Genomic DNA, 20,454 nt, shown 5'->3' on the forward strand with positions numbered 1-20,454 from the left:
GCGCAGGCGGCCGCAAGCAGCTTACGTGGTGGTGGGGCGTCGTGGTGATTTGCGCTTGCGCGCGGGTGTTGATTCTGTCTTTTTCCCGTTCTTCGTCATTCCGCGTTCGTTGTTCCGCGTTCGTTGTTCCTCTTCGTTGTACCTCCCTCGGATTTCCGTTCGCATTTGCCATTCGCGCATTCACGCGCGGCCTGCCCTCTACCCTGGGCAGTTCTTCCTTCCCTGTCCCGCTTTTCGACTCCGTCGCCACCTGGGCTAGCGCCGGCCAACTGGCAATAACCATTAGGGATACTACTGGTATCTCTTTGGGATACCAGTGGGGTACCTTCTCATCCATTGCGCGGGACGGCAATTGGGAGTCTCTGTCGTTCGCGCCTTTTTCTTACGCTGCAACACACATGAACGCTACACAACGTACCTATCAAACCCTGCTGGACCAGATCGTTTCGCGCCGGATTCCGGCGGGGGAAGTGTTGGAGGAAAGGCGGCTGGCGGATGAGCTGGAGGTGTCGCGTACGCCTTTGCGCGCGGCCATGAACCGGCTGCTGGGCGAAGGGATGCTGGAGCGGCTGTCCAACGGGTCCATCGTGGTGCGCTCGTTTGGCGTGACGGATCTGCTGGAACTGCTGCAGATCCGCAGCCTGCTGGAGAGCGAGGCGGCGGCGATGGCGACCGGGCGGATTCCGGCGGAGCCGTTGGAAGGGCTGCGGGCGCGGCTGCAGGCCTTGCTGGATGCGAAGACGGCGGATGAGAAGTCGGATTGGGAGGTCGACAACGCGCTGCACGATCTGGTGGCGGCGTATTGCGGCAACCGGAATCTGGCGACCATGATCACGGCGACGCGGCGGCAGGTGCGGATGTGCGATGTGGAGCGCTTGCCGCAGCGGCAGGTGCAGGCGCGGGAAGAACATCTGGCGATCGTGCAGGCGCTGTTGTCGGGCGAATCGGCCCGCGCGCGGCAGGCGATGGCGGCGCATCTGGAGAACGTACGGCGCAGCTATGTGAATTCGCTGGGATATTTGAGCCATGGCGCGTGACATGAGTGGTTCGCCGCGCATGATCCGCCCGCGGCTGCTTACGCCCGAGGCGTTCGCGCCCTATGGCGAAGTGATCGCGCATCAGGGCACGGAGCGGCGCCATTACCTGACCGAGCCGATGCGGCATGGGCCCGAAGTCGTGCGGCACGCAAGCTGGGTCAGCCGGGTGCAGGCGGCGCCGCCGGGGCCGGTCGAGATCCGGCTGATGGAACGCCATCGCTATGCGGCGCAGAGTTTCGTGCCGTTGACGGATTCGCCCTATCTGGTCGTGGTGGCGCCTACCGGGGCCGACGATCTGCCCGACATGGCGCGGCTGGAAGCGTTTCTCGCGACCGGCAGCCAGGGCGTGTGCTACCGCGTGGGTGCCTGGCATCACGGCCTGACCGTGTTGCAGGGGCCGGCGGAGTTCCTGGTCCTGATGGGCCAGACCGGCCGCGGCGATGACGACGAGTTCTGGCAGGCGCCGGCTCCGCACGCCCTGGTTTCGCTTTCCGATTGATTTCTCACCGATGGCTAGCCCCGCTATGACTACCGATCATCCGCACTTGCGCCGCGACTTTGTCGGCTACGGCGCCAATCCGCCCGATCCCAAATGGCCGGGCGGCGCGCGCCTGGCGCTGAACCTGTGCATCAACTACGAGGAAGGCGGCGAGCCTTCGGTGCCGGACGGCGATGCTGAATCCGAGACCGGGCTGACCGAGGGCGGCGCGGGCGGCTTCGCGGGGCGCGACCTGGCGGCCGAGTCGATGTTCGAGTACGGCAGCCGGATCGGCTTCTGGCGCGTCCACCGCCTGCTGCAGGAACGCGGCATGGCGGCCACGATACTGGGCTGCGGCCTGGCGCTGGAGCGCAATCCCGAAGTCTGCGAGGCCATCAAGGCGGCGGGCTATGACGTGTGCGCGCACGGCTGGCGCTGGGAACGGCACCAGAACCTGACGCTGGAAGAGGAACGCGAGCGCATCCGCCACACGGTGGAATCGATGACCCGCACGGTCGGTTCCCGGCCGCTGGGCTGGTATTGCCGCTACGGCCCCAGCCTGAACACCCGCGCCCTGCTGGCCGAGGAAGGCGGCTTCCTCTACGACTCCGATACCTACAACGACGAACTGCCCTACTGGACCCAGGTCGGCGGCAAGCCCCACCTGCTGGTGCCTTACGGCCTGGCCAACAACGACGCCAAGTTCATCCGCGGCGGCATGGCCACGGGGCAGGACCTGTTCGAGTACCTGCGCGACGCTTTCGACATGCTGTACGAGGAAGGCGCCACGGCTCCCAAGATGATGTCCGTGGGACTGCATCTGCGGCTGGTCGGCCAGCCGGGCCGCGCGGCAGGCCTGGCGCGCTTCCTGGACCACGTGGCGGCGCATGGCGACGTCTGGGTCTGCCGCCGCGCCGACATCGCGCGCCACTGGCATGCGCACCATCCGGCTGCCCAAGGCGCCGCGCGCTGATTCGTTTTCTGCATCGCCCCCGTTTTCTCATCAGGAGAGCAGCATGTCGAAGTACCAGAAAATCAATCGCCGCGGCCTGCTGGCCACGGCCCTGGCCGGGTTGCTGGCGCTGGGCCTGAGCCCGGCAGCGCAAGCCGAGGCCTATCCCAGCAAGCCCATTCGCATCGTCGTGCCCTTCCCGCCCGGCGGCGCGGCCGACACCTTGGCGCGCGCGCTGTCGCAGCAGCTGAACGACACGCTGGGCAAGCAGGTCATCGTGGAAAACCGCGCCGGCGCGGGCGGCACCATCGGCACCAATGCGGTGGCGCGCGCGGAGCCGGACGGCTACACGCTGCTGCTGGGCAATGTGTCGACGCTGGCGATTGCGCCCAGCCTGTATCCGAACCTTAACTACGACCCCGTGAAGGATTTCACGCCCATCACGCTGGTGGGCAAGAGTCCGCTGGTGTTCGCGGTCAATCCCGGCCTGCAGGCGAAGAACCTGCCAGAGCTGATCGCGCTGGCGAACAAGGATCCGGGCAAGCTGACCTTCGGCTCGTCCGGCGCGGGCAGCATCACCCACCTGACGGGTGAAGTCTTGAACCTGGCCACGGGCGGCAAGCTGGTGCACGTGCCCTACAAGGGCAGCGCGCCGGTGCTGCTGGCAGTGGCCTCGGGCGAATTGAGCATGGGCGTCACGCAGGTGGTGGAAATGCTGCCGCAGTACAAGGGCGGCCGGATCGGCGCCGCCGCGGTGACGGGCAAGGAAAAGTCGCCTGCCCTGCCTGAAGTGACGACCGCGGCCTCGCAGGGCGTGAAGGGGCTGGAAGCCACCACCTGGTACAGCCTGATGGCGCCTGCGGGCGTGCCCGCGGAAGTGGTGCAGCGCCTGCAACCCGCGCTGGAGAAAGTGCTGACCAACGCCGAGCTGCGCAAGCGCTTTGCCGACGAGGGCCTGATCCTGGCGCCGTCCACGCAGGCCGAGCTGAGCACGTTCCTGGGCGCCGAAGTCCGGGATTGGGCCGCCGTGATCAAGCAGGCGGGCGTCAAGCTCGACTGAGGGCAGTCCCCGCGGAATCCAGATCCGCGCGCGCCGTCCGCATGACATCGGCCCTGAGTTCACGCTCAGGGCCGATATCGTTCCTCCTTGCGGACAATCGCCTTACTTGCCGTCCCGGACCTTGGTCTCCCAGGCCCGCGGCTTGCCTTCCCAGACCGAGAATCCTTCGACGCGCTTGCTGGAAGCCCAGGCGTCCGCGCCGTTGTACAGCATCAGCATCGGCGTCTGTTCCAGCATCAGGGCATGCAGCTGGTCGAACAGCGCCTGGCGCTTGGCCGGATCGGATTCCAGGAAGCTCTCATCGATCAGCTTCTGCGCCGCGGGATCGTCCCAGACCTTGCGCGGCTGCTTGGCCTTGTCGCCCGAGAACTGCTCGAAGCTCAGCGAGGGGTCCAGGCGCGACGAGAACGAGAACGAGCTGATCTGGTACTTGCCGGTGTTGTAGCGGTCCAGCTGCGTGGCCCATTCCAGCACCTCGATCTTGGCGTTGATGCCCACGGACTGCATCATGGCCTGCGCGATCACCGCCACCTGGTAGCTGGGCACGTGGGCGCGCTTGTTGGCGTAGATGACCACGGGCTCGCCCTTATAGCCGGCTTCCTTCAGCAATTGCTGCGCGCGCGCCGGATCGTATTTGTAGCCGCGTTTTTCCGCATCCTTGTAATAGGCCGAACCCGCGTAGACGGCGGAGTTGTTCAGCTGGCCCAGGCCTTCGGAAGCCGCGGCCACAACCTGGGGGATATCCAGCGACGCGGCGATGGCCTGGCGGATCTTGACGTTCTTCAGCACCGGATCCTCGGTCTGGAACAGCAGCACGTGCTTGACGGCGTCATGCGGGCTGAACACCGCCAGGTTCTTCGCGCTTTTCAGTTCGCCCACGTCGGTGTTGGTGATCTGCGCGGCGTCGATGGCGCCCGACAGCAAGCCGGCCTTCGAGGTCGAAGGATCGGGAACGACCAGGAACTTCACTTCCTCCACCAGCGGACGCTTGGAGCCGACGTAGCCGTCCGGCTTGTCGCCACCAGGCGAGGCGTAATCCTTGAAGGCGGACAGCAAGGTGTATTCGCCGCGCTTCCAGTCCTTGAACATGTAGGGGCCGGTACCAACCGGCTTGATCCAGGAACCGTCGGCCGCCACCGAATCCTTGGAGATGATGGCCGTCATGCCGCAGTCGGTGCGGGCCAGCGAATCCAGGAACACGGCCGACTTGCGGTCCACCTTCATCACCACGGTCTGCGCGTCGGGCGCGGAGACGTCCGTCACCTTCAGGCCGTTGCGGCCGTCGAAGTCGCTGCGGCAGCGCCAATCCGTCTTGGGATCCATGTAGCGCTGCCAGTTCCAGATCACGTCGGCCGAGGTCAGCGTGGCGCCGTTGTGGAACTTGACGCCATCGCGCAGCTTGAAGGTATAAGTCAGGCCGTCTTCCGACAGGTCCACGGATTTGGCCAGCAAGGGGCCCACGGTGCCGTTTTCGCGGTAGCCGACCAGACCTTCCACGATGTTCAGCACCACGCCGTCGGTGGTGTTGTCGCGGTTGACGCCGGGGTTGGTCGAGCGGATGTCGGCCGGCTGGGCAATGGTGAGCAGCGCGGCCTGGGCCGAACCGGCGGCGGCCAGCGCCAGGCTGAGCGCGAGCGCTCTGGGTACGAAAACGTGGTGCATGCAAAGACTCCCCGGCGTGCGGCGCAAAATTCACGCATATATTGGCGCCAAAATTAGCTGCTCATTATGGGCGGAATGCGCCACGCCGCTATCGGGGGTATCCCTGAAAGCGCCGCCGGAATGAAAAACGGCGGCCCTGTTTCAAGAGGCCGCCGCATGTGCGTAGCGCGAGTCGCGGAAAACGTCTCAGGAGATGTCCTGCCCCACGTGCTGCGCAATGATTTTCTGCAGGCGCTTGACGTCGCGCGCTTCCAGCGCGTCGACCATGTCGAAGTGCTCGCGCGCGGAAATCTCGATGCGCGAGCGCGTCACCCATTCCTTGGCCGGCGCCGCGGGGCCGCGGGCCCGGGTTTCCTGGATCAGCGCGGTCAATTCCCGGTTGCGGCACATGTCATACATGCCCGCATGGAAAGCCAGGTTGACCTCGTACTGCTCCAGCAGCGTGCCATCCTGCAGCAGCTTGGCGAAGCGTTCGGCCAGGGTGCGCAAGGCCCGCACCTTGGCCGCCGTGACGTTGGGCATCAGGTCCGCCGCCGCGCCCGTTTCCAGCAGGATGCGGATGTCGCGGATCTGCAGGTGCTGGTCCGGGTCCATCGCATAGACGTGATAGCCCCGGTTCGGGATGTGCGCGATCAGCCGCTTGGCGGCCAATTGGTCTAGCGCCCGCCGGACGTCCAGACGCTTGGCGTCGTAGCGTTCCTGCAGGTCGATCTGTTTCAGCCAGGCGCCGGGACCGTACACACCCGCCTGAATATCGTGGGCGATGCGATCAACCAGGCCGGGCTGTGCCGTTGCCGCTTTCGGCATGGACCACTCCCGTCTATCAAATCCGAAGCGCGTATTTTATGCGTAAGTATCCCGGGGGACGGCGCCAGCGCCCCCTGGGAAACCCGCCCCTCAGGCATTGGCCCGCAACGGCTCCTGCTGGTCCAGCCGCCAACGCAGCCGCACGCCACCGGTTTCGGTGGATTCCAGCGCCGGAATCGCCGACAGCAGGCTGCGGGTGTATTCCTCCTGCGGCTGGTCGAACACGGCGTCGCGCGAGCCCTGCTCGACGATGCCGCCGTCGCGCATCACCACCACGCGGTCGGCCACCTGCTCCACCACGCCCAGGTCATGGCTGATGAACAGGCAGGAAAAGCCGTGGCGCTCCTGCAGGTCGGCGAACAGGTCCAGCACCTGCGCGCGCACAGTCACGTCCAGCGCGGACACCGGTTCGTCGGCAATGACGAAGGCCGGACGGCGCACGATGGCGCGGGCGATCGCCACGCGCTGGCGCTGCCCGCCCGACATTTCGTGGGGATAGCGCTTGGCGTATTCGGAGCCCAGGCCCACTTCGGCCAGCACCTCGTCCACCCGGCGGCGCTTGTCTGCCGCCGGCATGTCGTCCAGCATGCGCAGGCCTTCGCCCACCAGTTGGCCTATGGTCATGCGCGGGTCCAGCGAGGAGTACGGGTCCTGGAACACCATCTGGCAATTCAGCCGGTAGTCGCGCCAGGAGGCCGAACGGCGGTTCACGGGCTGGCCGCGGAACAGGATCTGGCCCGAGGTCGGCGCCAGCAGCCCGGCAATGGCCCGGCCCAGCGTGGTCTTGCCCGAACCCGAACCGCCCACCACCGCCACCACCTCACGCGGCTTGACGTGCAGGTCGATGCCGTTGAGCGCGCGCTTGGCGCCGGTGCGCGAGAACAAGCGCTGGTGCCCGGCGTAGTCCACCACCAGGTTCTTGACCTCGACGATCGGCGCCTCCTTGCCCAGCTGGCGCGCCGGCAGCCGGCGCGGCATGGCGTCCAGCAGCTTGCGCGTATAGGGATGCTGCGGCCGTTCCAGGATGGCGGCCGTGGCGCCGGTTTCCAGCACCTTGCCGTGCTGCATCACCACCATGCGTTCGGTGTAGCGCGCCACCATCGGCAGGTCGTGGCTGATCATCAGCACTGCGGTGTGGTGTTCGCGCGTCAGGTCCACCATCAGTTCCAGCACGTCGCGCTGCACCACCGCGTCCAGCGCCGTGGTGGGCTCGTCGGCGATCAGCAGCGCCGGCTCCAGCAACATCACGGAGGCCAGCATCATGCGCTGGCGCATGCCGCCGGAGAACTCGTGCGGCCAAGCTTCCATCGCACCCTTGGGGTCGCGGATGCCAACCCGGCGCAGCATTTCAAGGATGCGTTCGCGGCGCGCCGCCGTGGACAGGTCCTTGCGGTGCAGCTTCAAGCCCTCGTCCAGTTGCCGGCCGATGGGCATGGACGGATTCAGCGACGTCATCGGCTCCTGGAACACCATGCCGATGCGCGCGCCGCGCAGCTTGCGCAGCGCAGCCGGCGAGGCCTGAGTCACTTCGACGCCTTCGAACTTGATGGAGCCGCCCGCCACTACCAGCGGCGATGGCGTCAGGCCCATGATGGCGCGGGCGGCCTGGGTCTTGCCGCTGCCGGATTCGCCGACGATGCCGACCATCTCGCCGGGAGCCACCTCGAAGGACACCCCGCTGACGATCTCGCGGCCGCCGTGGCCGACGGTCAGCGACAGATTCGATACCGATACCAGTGCGCTCATTGCACGCCCCTCATGCGGGGATCGAAACGGTCTCGCACCGCATCGCCCAGCAGATTGATTCCCAGCAGCGCGAGCGCGATGGCCAGGCCGGGAAGAATGGAAAGATAGGAAGCCTGCGCCATGAACGGCCGGGCGGCGGCCAGCATATTGCCCCAGGTGGGTGCGGGAGGCGGCACGCCCAGGCCCAGGAAGGACAGCGCGCTTTCCGCCAGGATGACCCAGCCGAACATGGAGGTCGCCAGCACCGTCAGCGGCGCCACGCAATTCGGCAGCACGTGGCGGAACATGGTGTAGAGCTCGGAATTGCCCAGCACGCGCGAGGATTCGATGAACTCCTTCTCGCGCAGCGACAGCACCGTGCCGCGCACGATGCGCGTCACCGAAGGCGTGTAAGCCAGGCCCAGCGCCAGGATGATGCCGTACTTGTTGGCGCCCACCACCGCCAGCAGGCCCAAGGCCAGCAGCAGGCCGGGGAATGCCAGCAGCGCATTGTTGAAGGCCATGATGATGCGGTCGGTCCAGCCCCGCACAAAGCCCGTGAGCGTGCCGATGAGGGTGCCCGCGACGATGGCGAAGGTCACGGTCAGCAGGCTGATCCAGACGCTGCTGGACGCCCCGGCCAGCAGGCGCGACAGCTCGTCGCGCCCGAACTCGTCCGTGCCCAGCAGGAATTCGCCGCCGGGCGGCTTGAGCCGCGCCACGAAGTTGATCTTGAGCGGATCATGCGGCGTCCAGAAAGCGCCCATGACGGCCGCCACTATCATCAGCGCCACGATAGCGCCGCCCAATAGCGCGTTGGCTGCAATTCGCTTTTTCATTCGGCGGTCACTCTCGGGTCAAAGAGGGGATAGCAAAGGTCGATGAACAGGTTCACGATCACGTAGACCACGCCCACGAACAACAGACAGCCCTGGATCACGGGGTAATCGCGGGCAAAGATGGAGTCCACCAGCAGGCGTCCCAGCCCGGGAATGGTGAACACGGTCTCCACCACCGCGATGCCGCCCAGCAGGTTGCCCAGCACCAGGCCGATCAGCGTCCAGGTCGGGCCGAAGGCGTTGCGGAACGCATGGCGCATCAGCACCGCGGATTCCGACAGGCCCTTGGCGCGCGCATGGGTGATGTAGTCCAGCCGCAGCACTTCCAGCGTGCTGGCCCGCGCCATGCGCATCAGCACGCCGATTTCATGCAGGAACAGGGTCAGGATGGGCATGGCCAGGTACAGCAGGCCGGCCTTCCAGTCCTCGCCGATGGAGACATAGCCCACCACCGGCAGCCATTGCAGCTTGAGGCCGAAGAAGATCAGCAGCAGCAGGCCCAGCCAGAAGGTCGGAATGGACACCAGCAGCGTGGCCGCGCCCACCAGGAACAGGTCGGGCGCCTTGTTCTGCTTCCAGGCGGCGATCATGCCGGCCGGCACCGCCACCAGCGCGGCGAACAGCACCGCCACCAGCACCACGCGGCCGCTGATCAGGAAGCGGTCCCACACCAGCGGCAGCACCGGCTGGCCGGTGTTGATGGACGAACCCAGATCCCCGTGCAGCATATTGCCGAACCAGATGCCGAACTGGGTCAGCCAGGTCTGGTCCAGCCCCAGCCGCGCCCGCAGGTCGGCCAGCGCGGCCGGCGTTGCCAGGTCTCCCAGCAGCAGTTGGGCAGGATCGCCCGGTATGAGCCGGATCATCACGAACACCGCCACCGCCACGATCAGCAGTGTCGGTATGGCCATGACGATACGGGATAGCGCGAAACGCAGCATGCCCCTCTCCTATTCCTGGTCGCGGACCCGCGGATGCCCGCAAGCGCCGCGTCCGCCGGTCTCAGTTGCCTTCATGTCGCAGCTTGCGCAAGGCGGAGGCCAGGAAGTCCTGCACTTGGCCCACGCATTTCAGGCCGTCGTGCGGCACGTTTTCTACCACGTCCAGCACCGCGTTCACGCCCTGGGCTTCGAACGAACGGCGCAGCGACTCAAGACGCTCAGGGCGCGTGTTGCCCGCCGAGTTCGCGCCGGGCATGAAGAACTTGCCGCCTTCGCGATGGGTGATTTCCCAGGTTTCCAGGTCGGCCTTGCCCACGATCATGTGCACCGCCACCTGCTTGAGCGCTTCGATGTCGATGCGTTTGCCAAAACGGGCCTCCGCGTCGCGCACGCCCACCCACCAATCCTGGCTGGGATCCAGCAGCGTGACCGAGCCCGGCGCGCCGATCGACACCGCCCACAGGCTTTCCGGGTGCAGGTAGGCGTAACGGTTCACGAACTGGCCGCCGCCCGAGTAGCCGAACAAGCCGAAGCGCGAGAAATCGCAGCCGAACTTCTCGCCCACTTCCGCCACCATGTCGAGCAGGATCTCGTCATAGCGGATGTCGCCTTCGCGCAATTGCTTGAAGCCGTCGCGGTTGCCGTCGCCCAGCGGGCTCACGGGGAACAGCGGGCACAGCACGATGCAGTCGTTCCAGCGGGCGAACTCCGCGAACGCGTCGCGGTATTCCACGAAAGCGCGGCCGGTGCCGTGCATGATCACCACCAACTGCATCGGATGCCTGGCGCTGTCGATGTGCGGCGGCACATAGGTGCAATAGGAAAAGCGCGGGTCGGAGCGGGCGGCAAAGACGGTGCTGTGGCCCAGGTCGTACATGGCCCGCGCGCGGGCGGCGTCGGGCTGGATGGCGAGTGCTGCGTTGGACTGCATGGTTTCCTCGTTTCCATGGCCGCGCGGGCGGACGCATGGTTTATGCCGGTGGTCGAAATAATGATCACATAAATTGGCGCCAATTTTAGGCGCACGTATTCCGGCGCAACAAGGCAGGGGATTCCCTAGGGGCGTAAAAAAAGAGCGCCTCGGCGCTCCCTGGATGGCGCAGGCACGGCCCGCTCTGCGGGGCGGCGCCTGCGCGTTTCAGCCTTTCCTCGCTTCAGTCCTTCTTGAACAGCCGCTTGGCCAGACTGACCACCCCCAGCACCACGGTCCCGGCCACGATGCCGAACAAGGCGTTGAGCAGCGTGGCCGTCAGCGCCTGCACCACCCCGCCCCCGCCCACCGCGGCGGCGGCCTGGTCGACGGCGGCCTGCACCGGCGGGATGCCGTGAGTCAGGATGGCGCCGCCCACCATGAACATGGCGGCGGTGCCCACCACCGACAGCGTCTTCATCAGATAGGGCGCCGCGCCCACGATGCGCCGGCCCAGCCAGGCCGTGGCCTGGGACGACTTCTGGCTGAGGTAGAGGCCCAGGTCGTCCAGCTTGACGATGCCGGCCACCAGGCCGTAGACCCCGACCGTCATCGCGATGGCGATGATCGACAGCACCAGCACCTGGCGGGTGAAATCCGCGTCAGCTACCGCCTCCATGCTGATGACGATGATTTCCGCCGACAGGATGAAGTCCGTGCGTATCGCGCCTTTGATCTTGTCGCGCTCGAAGGCCACCATGTCCACCGACGCATCCTGCAGGGCTTCGGCGCGCGCCGCGTGATTGCCCTCGTCCGAATCGCCGTGCGGCAGGAACTTATGCGCCAGCTTCTCGACGCCCTCATAGCAAAGGAATGCGCCCCCCAGCATCAGCAAGGGCGTCACCGCCCAAGGCGCGAACACGCTGATCAGCAGCGCCGCCGGCACCAGGATCAGCTTATTGATGAAGGAGCCCTTGGCCACCGCCCAGACGACGGGCAGTTCCCGGTTGACCGGCACGCCGCTGACCTGCTGGGCGTTCAACGCCAGGTCGTCGCCCAGCACGCCGGCCGTTTTCTTGGCCGCCACCTTGGTCATCACGGACACGTCGTCCAATATGGTCGCGATATCGTCGAACAGTGCGAAGAAGCTGCTTCCGGCCATCAAGTATCCCCTGTCCCTCAAAAGGATTTTCGAGTGTACAGGCGGCCACCGTCCGCCAAACGCTGTGCGCCTGGCCGTTTTCACTTCTTTTCTGTCCGTAACCCCGATGGCGCCGCCGGACGTCCCGGCCTACCCTGGCGCCTGGACCCGTCTCTTGCCCCAGGAGCCCATATGCTTGCCTTGCGACCCAGTTGCGAACACTGTGATACGGCGCTGCCGCCAGACTCCGCCGCCGCCCGGATATGCAGCTTTGAATGCACCTTCTGCGCCGCTTGCGCCGAGGGGCTGCTGGGCAACGTCTGCCCCAATTGCGGCGGCGGCTTCACGCCCCGCCCGGTCCGTCCCGCCAGCGACCGCAAGGGCGGGAATTTCCTGGGCAAGTACCCGGCCAGCGCGGAGCGCAAGCATCGCCCGGTCGACCTGGCCGCGCACGAGGCGCTGCGGCGCAGCCTGGACGGCATTCCGCCGGAACGCCGCTAGCCGCTACAGCGCCTCGATGCGGGGATAGAGATCGCGGTTCTCGCGCTGCATGCGTTCATGGACGCGGCGCAGCACCGTATTGGCGTCAGCCCGGAAGCCGGCTTCGTCCAGCTCCAGGCTGCCGGCATTGTTCCAGCGCCGCGCAAATGCCTCGTAGCTGCGCGCGATCGCATCCATTTCCTGCTGGAATGCGCGGCCCGCCTGTGCCAGGTCAGTATCGTCGCTGCGCGCCAGCGCCGGATACAGCGCCCGGTCCTCGACCGCCAGGTGCAGCTTGATCGTGGCGCTCATGGACACAATGCCGCGCGCGATTTCGGCCGCGTTGCGGGCCACGCCCGCATGCGCCAACCGGCGCAGGGACGCAATGCCCTGCAGGATGTCCACATGCTGCTGCTTGAATTTATCGATGTTCATGCCTGGATTTCCGTACGGAAGCAGCGGGGCCGACGCCCCGCTCGCGGTTTGCTGCGGAATCGTCCGCAGCCCCGTTCAATTGCGCGCATGCGCCGTGGGATTGGCCGCGTTCTCGAACAGGATGTTGTTTTCCAGGTGGATGTGCGCCATCAAGTCTTCCTTGAAGGTGCGCAGGCCCAGGTATAGCGCCCGCCAGGTGTTGCAGGCGGCGCGCGGCAGCGTGATGTCGTTGGTCAGCGCCAGCAGCCGTTCCAGCGCCACGCCATGGTCGTCATGCTCCGTGCGCATGACCATGATGGGCATGGTCGCCATGGCGCCATGGCCGCGGGCCAGCATCGGGAACAGCACCTGTTCCTCTTTCTGCATATGGCTTTCCAGTTCCTGCTGCATCACGCGCAGGTGGTCGGCCAGGCCGGTCGGGCAGTCGGGGCTGTCGGCGTGCACCTGCTCCACCTTCAGCGCCAGCCGGATCAATTCGGGCAATTGCTGGCGATGCACCTCGTGGTAGCGCGCCAGGATGTGGTCCACCAGTTCGGCCGGCGTAGCCAGGCCCCAATCCGTTTCCTGCGACGGGGTGCGCGCCAGCTCCATCAGGCGCGCCTCGATCTGCGCCGCGTCCAGCGAACGCTGAGCCGCCGCCTCGGCCAGGCTCTTCTTGCCGCCACAGCAGAAATCCAGCTGGTACTCATGAAACACCTGCGTGGCGCCAGGGATGCTGCGGGCCAATTGCCCCAGGGATTGCTCAACCATGCTCATCGCGTCTCTCCATAGTTCGTGACGGGTACTGGAGCTAATGCGAAAACCGTGCCAGGAAAAACTTGCTATTTATCAATGAATTGCAAATTAAAGGGTGAATATGACCCTGGAAAACCACGGTTCAAACCACCCCGGGACGGTAAAATTCACCCATGCAAAACCTGCTGCTTGCCGATCTGGTCGCCGATCTCCCTCCCGCCGTCCGCCTGCAGCGGCTGGTGTCCAGCCTGCGCACCCACTTCCGCTGCGGCGCCGTGGCCCTGCTGCAACTGGAAGAAGACCACTTGCGCCCCATCGCGGTGGACGGCCTGACGCAGGACGCCCTGGGCCGCCGCTTCGCCGTGCAGCAGCATCCACGGCTGGCGGCCATCCTGGCGCGGCGCGGCGTCACCTGTTTTCACCACGACAGCACCCTGCCCGATCCCTATGACGGCCTGATCAACGGCATGGCCGGCGAACCGCTGCCGGTGCACGATTGCATGGGCACCAGCCTGCACATCGAGGGCCGGCCCTGGGGCGTGCTAACGCTGGACGCGCTGGAAGTCGGCACCTTCGACGCCGAGGCCCAGTCCGATCTGCGCGATTACATCGTGCTGCTGGAAGCCGCCTTGCGCACAACACGGCTGGAAGCGGAAATCCGGGCGCTGCGCGTGGCGCGCGGCGCCGAACCGGCCGACAGCGCCGTCGCCGACAACAACGAGATTCTGGGGCAAAGCGAAGCCATCGGCCGCCTGCTGCACGAAATCCAGGTGGTGGCGGACTCGGAACTGCCTATCCTGCTGCTGGGGGAAACCGGCGTGGGCAAGGAACTGTTCGCGCATCGCGTGCACCGCCTGTCACGCCGCCGCGACAAGCCGCTGGTGCATGTGAACTGCGCCGCCCTGCCCGAATCGCTGGCCGAAAGCGAATTGTTCGGCCACGCCAAGGGCGCGTTCTCAGGCGCGGTCGCGGACCGCCCAGGCCGCTTCGAGGCCGCCAACGGCGGCACGCTGTTCCTGGACGAAGTGGGCGAACTGCCGCTGCTGGTGCAGGCCAAGCTGCTGCGCACGCTGCAGAACGGCGAAATCCAGCGCCTGGGCGACGACCGCCCGCGCCGCGTCGACGTGCGCATCCTGGCCGCCACCAACCGCAGCTTGCGCGACTTGGTGCGCGCGGGCGATTTCCGCGCCGACCTCTATCACCGGCTGTCCGTCTATCCCATCCCCATCCCGCCGCTGCGCGACCGCGGCAACGACGTGCTGCTGCTGGCCGGCCGCTACCTGGAACTGAACCGCGCGCGCCTGGGCCTGCGCAGCCTCCGGCTGTCGCCCGAAGCCGAGGACATGCTGCGCCGCTACCGCTGGCCCGGCAATGTGCGCGAACTGGAACACGTCATCAGCCGCGCCGCCATCAAGGCCGTCAGCCATGGCGCCACGCGCAACGAGATCGTGACCCTGGGCGCCAAGCTGCTGGACTTGTCCGATGGCGACATGCCCGTGGCGGCGCCGCAGGACGATGCCGACGCGTCCGTCGGGCCGGACCAGACGCTACGGGAAGCGGTCGATGCCTGCCAACGGCAGGCCATCCGTCGGGCGTTGGAGTCGCATCAAGGTAATTGGGCCCACGCCGCGCGCGCGCTGGGCGTGGATGCCAGCAATCTGCACAAGCTGGCGCGACGCATCGGGCTGAAGGGCTGAGGCGCGGCTGGCGGCTCACGCAGGCCGGGCGTGCGCGTCAACGACGACGCGGCCATGATGGATCGCGGCGTCCACCGCCATGCCCGGACTGGAAACGAAGCCGCCCGAAGCAAACAAAGGCACGGCGTGGGATACGCCCGTTTTGTCCTGGTTGCCCGCGAGCTCCACGGCCACCGTGGCGGTAAACGCAGGCCGTCCAGAGCCTCCGACTGAAATCCGCGACACGCTGGCTGTCAGCCGATAGCCCTTGTAGACCATATTGTTGTGAAACATGAACCCCCCCTACTTGATAAAAGGGCCTTGCGGCCCTTTACTCATAAAGCGCGGATCTGCGTGGCGTGAGGCCCTTTGGCGCCCTGCGCGGTCACATAACTGACGCGCTGATTCTCGACCAGCACCTTGTGGCCGTCGCTGACGATTTCGGAGAAATGCGCGAACAGATCCTTGCCGCCGTTTTCGGGCATGATGAAGCCGAAGCCCTTGGCGTCGTTGAACCATTTGACTATGCCGGTTTCCATGAGTCCTTCCTTTTAAATGCGGGGCTGCGCCCGCGACGGTGGATAAGCCAGTCAAGGAAAGGACCGCGAACAATGAAGCGCCCCGGAAAGGGAGCAAGACCGGACGAAAATCTCGATGCTCGAAAAGCTTCAAACCCACTATGGGTGCAGGGTCGGCGAAAGTCAATGCGCGTTTCCAATTACCACCCCGTTAACACATAGGCCGATACTCCGGGTATTTTCAGCAGCATTAACTTCCGGCTTTCCGCCTATTTCCCGCTGATACGTAACGAGCATCCCAATTACGTAACGCCTTTGCCTTTTTCCCACGCCGTCAAGGATTGAACGCGTATGCTGCGCGAATGGTGCTTTGAACGCGCGTCGCCTCGCCGTATCGCCATAATGGAGTACGGCTATGAAAGTTCAACCGGCATGCAGCGCGTGAGCGCAGTAAAAAAAACCTTCGCACGCCTGGCCCATGCATGCGTCAAGTTTCTTCCCCACAGTTCGGCGCCGGCTAGCGGGGGACGCAAAAACAATGCGCACACGGATTTCCAACCCTCGCGCGCAGCCATCTCATCGCCTTGGCGCATTTACCGCATTTACGCCCGGCCGGGACGCTTGCTGCTGCGTGACGAACAGGGCGCGGTGCTCGACCTGGGCGTGATGAAAGGGTCCGAGCCCAACCTGACTTACCGGTTGTACGCGAGGAACCTGCGAGGCCACGGCTTTGCCACGCGCACGCTTCTGCTGGACGACATCGCGCGGCGGATAAAAGCCGGGGATACTGGGCAGGAACTGATGAGCCTGCCGGAATCCACTTTCTCCCCTGGAGCCGATCTGGACCGCGGCACGCATGTCGACGTGTCGCTGAAGTTCGGGCGCTAGGCCGGGAAGACCAGCGCGGCGGCTCAGCGCGCCGCCGCCACCGCATCCAACACGATATCCGCCACCAGCTTGCCGGCTTCCCATTGCGGCATGTGGCCGGCGTCCGGCAGCAGATGCAGCGCGGTCCTCGGCGGCGCATTCAGGGCGTGACGCCACGGAATGACGGCGTCGCGCCGGCCGTGAATCAGCGTGCAGCGGCAGGCAAGATTGGCCAGATCCTCGACAATGCTCAGTTGCTGCACGCCATTCCAGCCCACTGCCCTGCACAGCTCGATCAGCGGTTCGCGCCGCGCCTGGGTGCTTTGCCGCAAGGCGTCGATGAAGTTGCCCGAGGGCGTCATGCCGGAGACGGTGAGCTTCTGCAGTTCGCGCTGCGCGGCCTCGTTGGTGCCGGCATGCGTCATGCCCGTGAGAAAGCTCTGATCGATCTCCGTGCCCAGTCCGACCGGCGCGATCAGGATCAGGCCGTCCACGGCCATGCCGGGCCGGGACGCGGCCCGGGCTGCCACGGCGGCGCCGAAGGAATGGCCGATCAGCGTCACGGAACCGTTGCATTGGGCCGTGACCGTATCGGCCACCGCATCCACCACATGCTCGAAGTGCGTCGCCTGCGAGCGCGTGGCGCCGTGGCAAGGCAGATCCATGGCCAGCACCCGCAGTCCGGCGCGGCTGAGCGCGTGCGCCAGGCTGGCCCAGGCGTCGCGGTCGCCGAACATGCCGTGGATGAGCACGGCGGTCTGGCTGCCGGCACGGCTTCCTTCCCACAGGGTCACGCGAACATCGCCGTGGCGTGTGGAAGCCCAAACCTCACGCTTTTCTCCCGGCGCCCCTCGGGCCTGCATGCGGTCCTGTCCATCAATGCCTGCCTGCCCGACGTCCGCCACGGTCACACGGCCGTTCGGGCCCGACCCTTGCACCCCGTCCAGCGCGATGCCTCGCTCGGCCGCAACGCGGCGGGCGGCGGGAGTGGCAAACTTGCGCGCAGCTGGCGGCGAGATCTCCGCCGGCTGCGGTGCTGGTTTCGACACCGCCGGCCCCTGCGTGGCAGCGGGCGCATCCGCCTGCGCAGCCCCTGCGGGCTTGGCGGAAGCAGACTGCGCCGCCACGGCAGCACGCGGAGCCGGCACTGGCGTCCCCTCGCCTTCCATCTGGATTCTTGCTATCACCGTATCCGCGTTCACGATGCCGTCCACGGCGACGAGATGCTCCACCATGACCCCATCATCGTGCGCGGGCACCTCGATGATGGACTTGTCCGTTTCGATCTCGACCAGCACGTCGCCGGCCTTGAAGGCCTGGCCTGGCGTCACGATCCAGGCGACCAGGCGGGCCGCGTCCAGGGCCTCGCCCGTCGGCGGGACGACCATATCCAGCGTTCTCGTCATGCTTGTTCCTTCGAAATCCGATGCGCCCCTCAAGTATTCGGAGCGCCTTGTGCCAGCGCGGCGTCAGGCGGCCGGGTTCATGAACTGGATGAACTCGGTAATGGCTCCTTCAGGCTCCATCAGATAGAACACCTTGGTACGCCCTTGCCGCATGACGCGCGGCGAGGACACGCTCTCGTAGCCGGCCTGCGTCGCCTGCTCATACACCGCATCCACATCCGCCACCTCGAAAGCCATGTGGCTGTAGCCGAAATCGCATTGGCGGCGCGGCTGCTTGTCGCCGTCGGGCGTGTAGTACTTGAACAGCTCGACCCGGTACCCGCCGTGGCGCAGCATGGCCCAGCGTATGGTCGCGCCCGGCAGGCCGACCACTTCGCCCAGCGCGGGCTCGCAGCGGTGGTCCATTTCCCCCTCCAGCTCGAAACCGAGGAAGCCGGTGTAGAAATTCCGCGCGCGCTCGAAATCATTGACGCAGACAGCCGTATGGTGCGTGGCAAGCAATTTGTCTTTGAGCATTTGTCTCTCCCAGGCGCGAGCGCCTGCGTCAGCGTGAACCGCCGCGGCGGCTATCCAGGGACCGCAGCGCCGTCTCCACGGCCTGCGCATCCGCCAGCGCCGCGCGCTCCAGCACCTTGGAAACCACGGGCGAGGAATTGGCGCCCGTGACGTGCACGATCTCGTGGTCCAACCAGTCGAACAGCCGGGACTGCGCCTCGCTCGCCACCCGCGAGCCGATCGAAGTGCCGCGCGTGGTCTGCTCCACGATCATCAGCGCCTGGGTGCGCTTGACGCCCGCCGCGATGGTTTCCCAATCGATGCCTAGCGGATCCAGCGTGCGCAGGTCTATCACCTGGGCATCGATGCCGGTTCGCTCCGCGGCCTGGCAGCAGATATCGACCATGACGCCGTAAGTCAGGATGGTGCAACGCGCGCCGTCGCGCGCGACGCGGGCCCGCCCGATGGGCACGATGTAGTCCCAATCTGCTGCGGGCACCTTGTCCACCTGCTTGAACAGGTCGTTGTATTCCACCATCAGGACCGGATCGTCGCAGCGCAGCGCGGCGTTGAGCAGCCCGATGTAGTCGTAAGGCCGCGACGGCGCCAGGATGCGCCATCCCGGGTATTGCGCGAACAAGCCGCTGGCGTCCATGGAATGCTGCGAGCCGTAACCGGTGCCGGCCGTGACCCGGCTGCGCACCAGCACGGGCACCGCGAACTTGCCGCCGAACATGTGCCGCACCTTGGCGATCTGGTTGAACAACTGGTCCGCCGCCACCAGCGCGAAGTCGGGATACATGATCTCCACCACCGGGCGCATGCCGTTCAAGGCCGCCCCCAGCGCCAGGCCGGTGAAGCCGTTCTCGCAGATCGGCGTGCCGATAAGGCGGTCCGGAAAATGGTCGCCGATATCCTTGGTGGCGCCGGCCGTGCCTCCTTTCAGGCGATGCACGTCCTCGCCCAGGATGAAGATGCCGTCGTCGCGCTGCATATTCAGCAGCATGGCGCGCGAGATCACGTCCTGGAACTTGGCGTCCGCCAGATCGGCCGGCGCCTGCTCCTCCAGCTCGACGGCACGCAGGCCCTTGAGCTCGCCCAGGTCGCCGCGGATGCCGCTGTCCACGCTGGCCGGATCCGGCCACAGTTCGGGGCGGATACGCTGCGCGGCCTCGTCGCCATAGTTCTCCAGCAGCCGGTCCAGCGCGCCGTCTATCAACTCGTCGGCACGGCCTTCCAGGCGGACCATGCCGGCGTCGTCGATCAGGCCGAGCGACTTCAGCTGCGCCGGGAAGGTCGAAATGGGATCACGCACGCCCCAGGCCTCTTCCTCGTCCTTGTCGCGGTAGCGGAAAGCGCTGCCCTTCAGGGCGCCAGATTGGTGCAGGTAGCGGTAGGTCTGCGCTTCCAGCAACACCGGCCCGCGGTCGCGGCGGATGATGGCGCGAGCCTCCTGCATGGCCAGGCGCGCCGCGACGACATCCATGCCGTCGAACTCGATGGCCGGCACGCCCAGGGACAGGCCGCGCGCCGACAGGCGGGTTTCGCGGGTCTGCTCCGACACGTGCGTGGACACCGCGTACAGATTGTTTTCCACGAAGAATATCGTCGGCGTGTTGTAGAGCGCCGCCAGGTTCATGGCCTCGTAGGCCGCTCCGCTCTGCATGGCGCCGTCGCCGAAGAAGGCCACGGACACGTGATCGCGCCCGCGCAGCTTGTCGGCGAAGGCGTAGCCCACCGCGTGCGAAGGGTTGCCGCCCACGATGGCATTGGAGCCATAGATGCCCGCCTCGGGATAGCGCAGGTGCATGGAGCCGCCGCGCCCGCCGCAATAGCCTGGCGTCAGGCCCAGGATCTCGGCATAGGTCCGATAGACCACGTCGCGGTGGGCGTCCAGCGTATCCGAGGCCAGCGGCGAATAATCCGCCGGCGTGGCGTGGTTCAGCGCCTTGGCCAGGAACTGGTGGTGCATGCGATGGGTGCCGTTGATCTTGTCCGCCGACTCCAGCATCGACATGACGCCCACGGCCGCCCCATCCTGGCCGATGCTGGAATGCGCCGGACCATGCAGGATACCGCCCACGCTCAGCTTCAAGAGCTTTTCCTCGAAGCGCCGGATCAGTATCAGCTGCTCCAGCATGCGGACCATTTCGCGCGGCTCGATGGCCTGCGCGTCCGCGGCGGTGGCGCTGAGCCGCCACCAAGGCGTCTCGGTATGCAGGGCGGCAAGCCGCGAGGTCTTCGCGGCGGGCGCCGCGCCTTCATTGATATGCTTCATCGATGCTTCCCT

The 20,454-nt window shown here is 66.2% G+C and carries 21 protein-coding genes; 7 read left to right on the forward strand and 14 right to left on the reverse strand.

Annotated elements, in window-relative coordinates; genetic code table 11:
- The 4 genes from AC6LKD_RS07510 to AC6LKD_RS07525 all read left to right on the forward strand — a co-directional run.
- Window positions 1-1,037, forward strand: a 1,037-nt coding sequence (locus tag AC6LKD_RS07510) for a GntR family transcriptional regulator (RefSeq protein WP_498115687.1), incomplete at its 5' end; no start/stop codon positions are given.
- A 1-nt stretch (window position 1,038) separates the two neighbouring features.
- The gene (locus AC6LKD_RS07515; RefSeq protein ID WP_498115688.1) at window positions 1,039-1,536 is read left to right on the forward strand and encodes an ureidoglycolate lyase; all 498 of its coding nucleotides are present in this window, start codon (window positions 1,039-1,041) and stop codon (window positions 1,534-1,536) included.
- A 25-nt stretch (window positions 1,537-1,561) separates the two neighbouring features.
- Window positions 1,562-2,488, forward strand: coding sequence for an allantoinase PuuE (locus AC6LKD_RS07520; protein WP_498115689.1), 927 nt, complete (start codon window positions 1,562-1,564; stop codon window positions 2,486-2,488).
- A 43-nt stretch (window positions 2,489-2,531) separates the two neighbouring features.
- Window positions 2,532-3,527 carry a Bug family tripartite tricarboxylate transporter substrate binding protein gene (locus tag AC6LKD_RS07525; protein ID WP_498115690.1) on the forward strand — a complete coding sequence of 332 codons (996 nt, stop codon included), beginning with the start codon at window positions 2,532-2,534 and terminating at the stop codon, window positions 3,525-3,527.
- Between the two features lie 102 nt (window positions 3,528-3,629).
- Here AC6LKD_RS07525 and AC6LKD_RS07530 read toward each other — a convergent pair whose 3' ends face one another.
- From AC6LKD_RS07530 to AC6LKD_RS07560, 7 genes are all read right to left on the reverse strand, one after another.
- Window positions 3,630-5,189 carry an ABC transporter substrate-binding protein gene (locus AC6LKD_RS07530; protein WP_013392107.1) on the reverse strand — a complete coding sequence of 520 codons (1,560 nt, stop codon included), beginning with the start codon at window positions 5,187-5,189 and terminating at the stop codon, window positions 3,630-3,632.
- A 186-nt stretch (window positions 5,190-5,375) separates the two neighbouring features.
- Window positions 5,376-5,996 (reverse strand): GntR family transcriptional regulator, encoded by a 621-nt coding sequence (locus AC6LKD_RS07535; protein ID WP_088138933.1) that lies wholly within the window; start codon window positions 5,994-5,996, stop codon window positions 5,376-5,378.
- 90 nt (window positions 5,997-6,086) lie between these two features.
- Window positions 6,087-7,742, reverse strand: coding sequence for an ABC transporter ATP-binding protein (locus AC6LKD_RS07540; protein ID WP_498115691.1), 1,656 nt, complete (start codon window positions 7,740-7,742; stop codon window positions 6,087-6,089).
- Window positions 7,739-8,560 carry an ABC transporter permease gene (locus AC6LKD_RS07545; protein ID WP_013392104.1) on the reverse strand — a complete coding sequence of 274 codons (822 nt, stop codon included), beginning with the start codon at window positions 8,558-8,560 and terminating at the stop codon, window positions 7,739-7,741. Before AC6LKD_RS07545 ends, AC6LKD_RS07540 begins: the two co-directional genes overlap by 4 nt.
- Entirely contained in the window at window positions 8,557-9,501 is a 945-nt protein-coding gene (locus AC6LKD_RS07550) for an ABC transporter permease (RefSeq protein ID WP_013392103.1), read from the reverse strand. Before AC6LKD_RS07550 ends, AC6LKD_RS07545 begins: the two co-directional genes overlap by 4 nt.
- Window positions 9,502-9,562: 61 nt before the next feature.
- Window positions 9,563-10,432, reverse strand: a complete 870-nt coding sequence (locus tag AC6LKD_RS07555) for an alpha/beta hydrolase family protein (protein WP_498115692.1) — start codon at window positions 10,430-10,432, stop codon at window positions 9,563-9,565.
- A 223-nt stretch (window positions 10,433-10,655) separates the two neighbouring features.
- Window positions 10,656-11,573: a DUF808 domain-containing protein gene (locus AC6LKD_RS07560; protein WP_498115693.1), complete on the reverse strand. Its 918-nt coding sequence runs from the start codon at window positions 11,571-11,573 to the stop codon at window positions 10,656-10,658.
- Window positions 11,574-11,744: 171 nt separating this feature from the next.
- Between AC6LKD_RS07560 and AC6LKD_RS07565 the strand changes: the two genes are divergently transcribed.
- Window positions 11,745-12,053 carry a DUF1272 domain-containing protein gene (locus AC6LKD_RS07565; protein WP_498115694.1) on the forward strand — a complete coding sequence of 103 codons (309 nt, stop codon included), beginning with the start codon at window positions 11,745-11,747 and terminating at the stop codon, window positions 12,051-12,053.
- A gap of 3 nt (window positions 12,054-12,056) precedes the next feature.
- On the opposite strand, the gene AC6LKD_RS07570 is transcribed toward AC6LKD_RS07565, so the two are convergent.
- Together AC6LKD_RS07570 and ytfE are read right to left on the reverse strand one after the other, a co-directional pair.
- A complete protein-coding gene (locus tag AC6LKD_RS07570) occupies window positions 12,057-12,467 on the reverse strand; it encodes a hemerythrin domain-containing protein (protein WP_013392099.1) in 411 nt (136 codons plus the stop codon).
- A gap of 75 nt (window positions 12,468-12,542) precedes the next feature.
- The gene (ytfE, locus tag AC6LKD_RS07575) at window positions 12,543-13,223 is read right to left on the reverse strand and encodes an iron-sulfur cluster repair protein YtfE (RefSeq protein ID WP_013392098.1); all 681 of its coding nucleotides are present in this window, start codon (window positions 13,221-13,223) and stop codon (window positions 12,543-12,545) included.
- A gap of 152 nt (window positions 13,224-13,375) precedes the next feature.
- On the opposite strand from ytfE, the gene norR reads away from it, so the two are divergent.
- Complete coding sequence (gene norR, locus AC6LKD_RS07580) at window positions 13,376-14,899, forward strand: nitric oxide reductase transcriptional regulator NorR (protein WP_498115696.1); 1,524 nt, start codon at window positions 13,376-13,378, stop codon at window positions 14,897-14,899.
- A 15-nt stretch (window positions 14,900-14,914) separates the two neighbouring features.
- Here norR and AC6LKD_RS07585 read toward each other — a convergent pair whose 3' ends face one another.
- Both AC6LKD_RS07585 and AC6LKD_RS07590 read right to left on the reverse strand, forming a co-directional pair.
- Window positions 14,915-15,172, reverse strand: coding sequence for a hypothetical protein (locus AC6LKD_RS07585; RefSeq protein WP_013392096.1), 258 nt, complete (start codon window positions 15,170-15,172; stop codon window positions 14,915-14,917).
- Window positions 15,173-15,213: 41 nt separating this feature from the next.
- Entirely contained in the window at window positions 15,214-15,417 is a 204-nt protein-coding gene (locus AC6LKD_RS07590; RefSeq protein WP_006217928.1) for a cold-shock protein, read from the reverse strand.
- Window positions 15,418-15,837: 420 nt separating this feature from the next.
- Between AC6LKD_RS07590 and AC6LKD_RS07595 the strand changes: the two genes are divergently transcribed.
- Window positions 15,838-16,284 carry a hypothetical protein gene (locus AC6LKD_RS07595; RefSeq protein WP_498115787.1) on the forward strand — a complete coding sequence of 149 codons (447 nt, stop codon included), beginning with the start codon at window positions 15,838-15,840 and terminating at the stop codon, window positions 16,282-16,284.
- Window positions 16,285-16,307: 23 nt separating this feature from the next.
- Here the strand turns inward: AC6LKD_RS07595 and AC6LKD_RS07600 are convergent, their stop codons facing one another.
- The 3 genes from AC6LKD_RS07600 to AC6LKD_RS07610 all read right to left on the reverse strand — a co-directional run bounded on the left by AC6LKD_RS07600 (window position 16,308) and on the right by AC6LKD_RS07610 (window position 20,442).
- Window positions 16,308-17,669, reverse strand: coding sequence for an alpha/beta fold hydrolase (locus AC6LKD_RS07600; RefSeq protein WP_498115698.1), 1,362 nt, complete (start codon window positions 17,667-17,669; stop codon window positions 16,308-16,310).
- Between the two features lie 63 nt (window positions 17,670-17,732).
- Window positions 17,733-18,185 carry a VOC family protein gene (locus AC6LKD_RS07605; RefSeq protein WP_013392093.1) on the reverse strand — a complete coding sequence of 151 codons (453 nt, stop codon included), beginning with the start codon at window positions 18,183-18,185 and terminating at the stop codon, window positions 17,733-17,735.
- A 28-nt stretch (window positions 18,186-18,213) separates the two neighbouring features.
- Window positions 18,214-20,442, reverse strand: coding sequence for an alpha-ketoacid dehydrogenase subunit alpha/beta (locus tag AC6LKD_RS07610; RefSeq protein WP_498115699.1), 2,229 nt, complete (start codon window positions 20,440-20,442; stop codon window positions 18,214-18,216).
- Window positions 20,443-20,454 lie beyond the last annotated feature (12 nt).

The organism is Achromobacter sp. D7-1 (genome assembly GCF_059760445.1).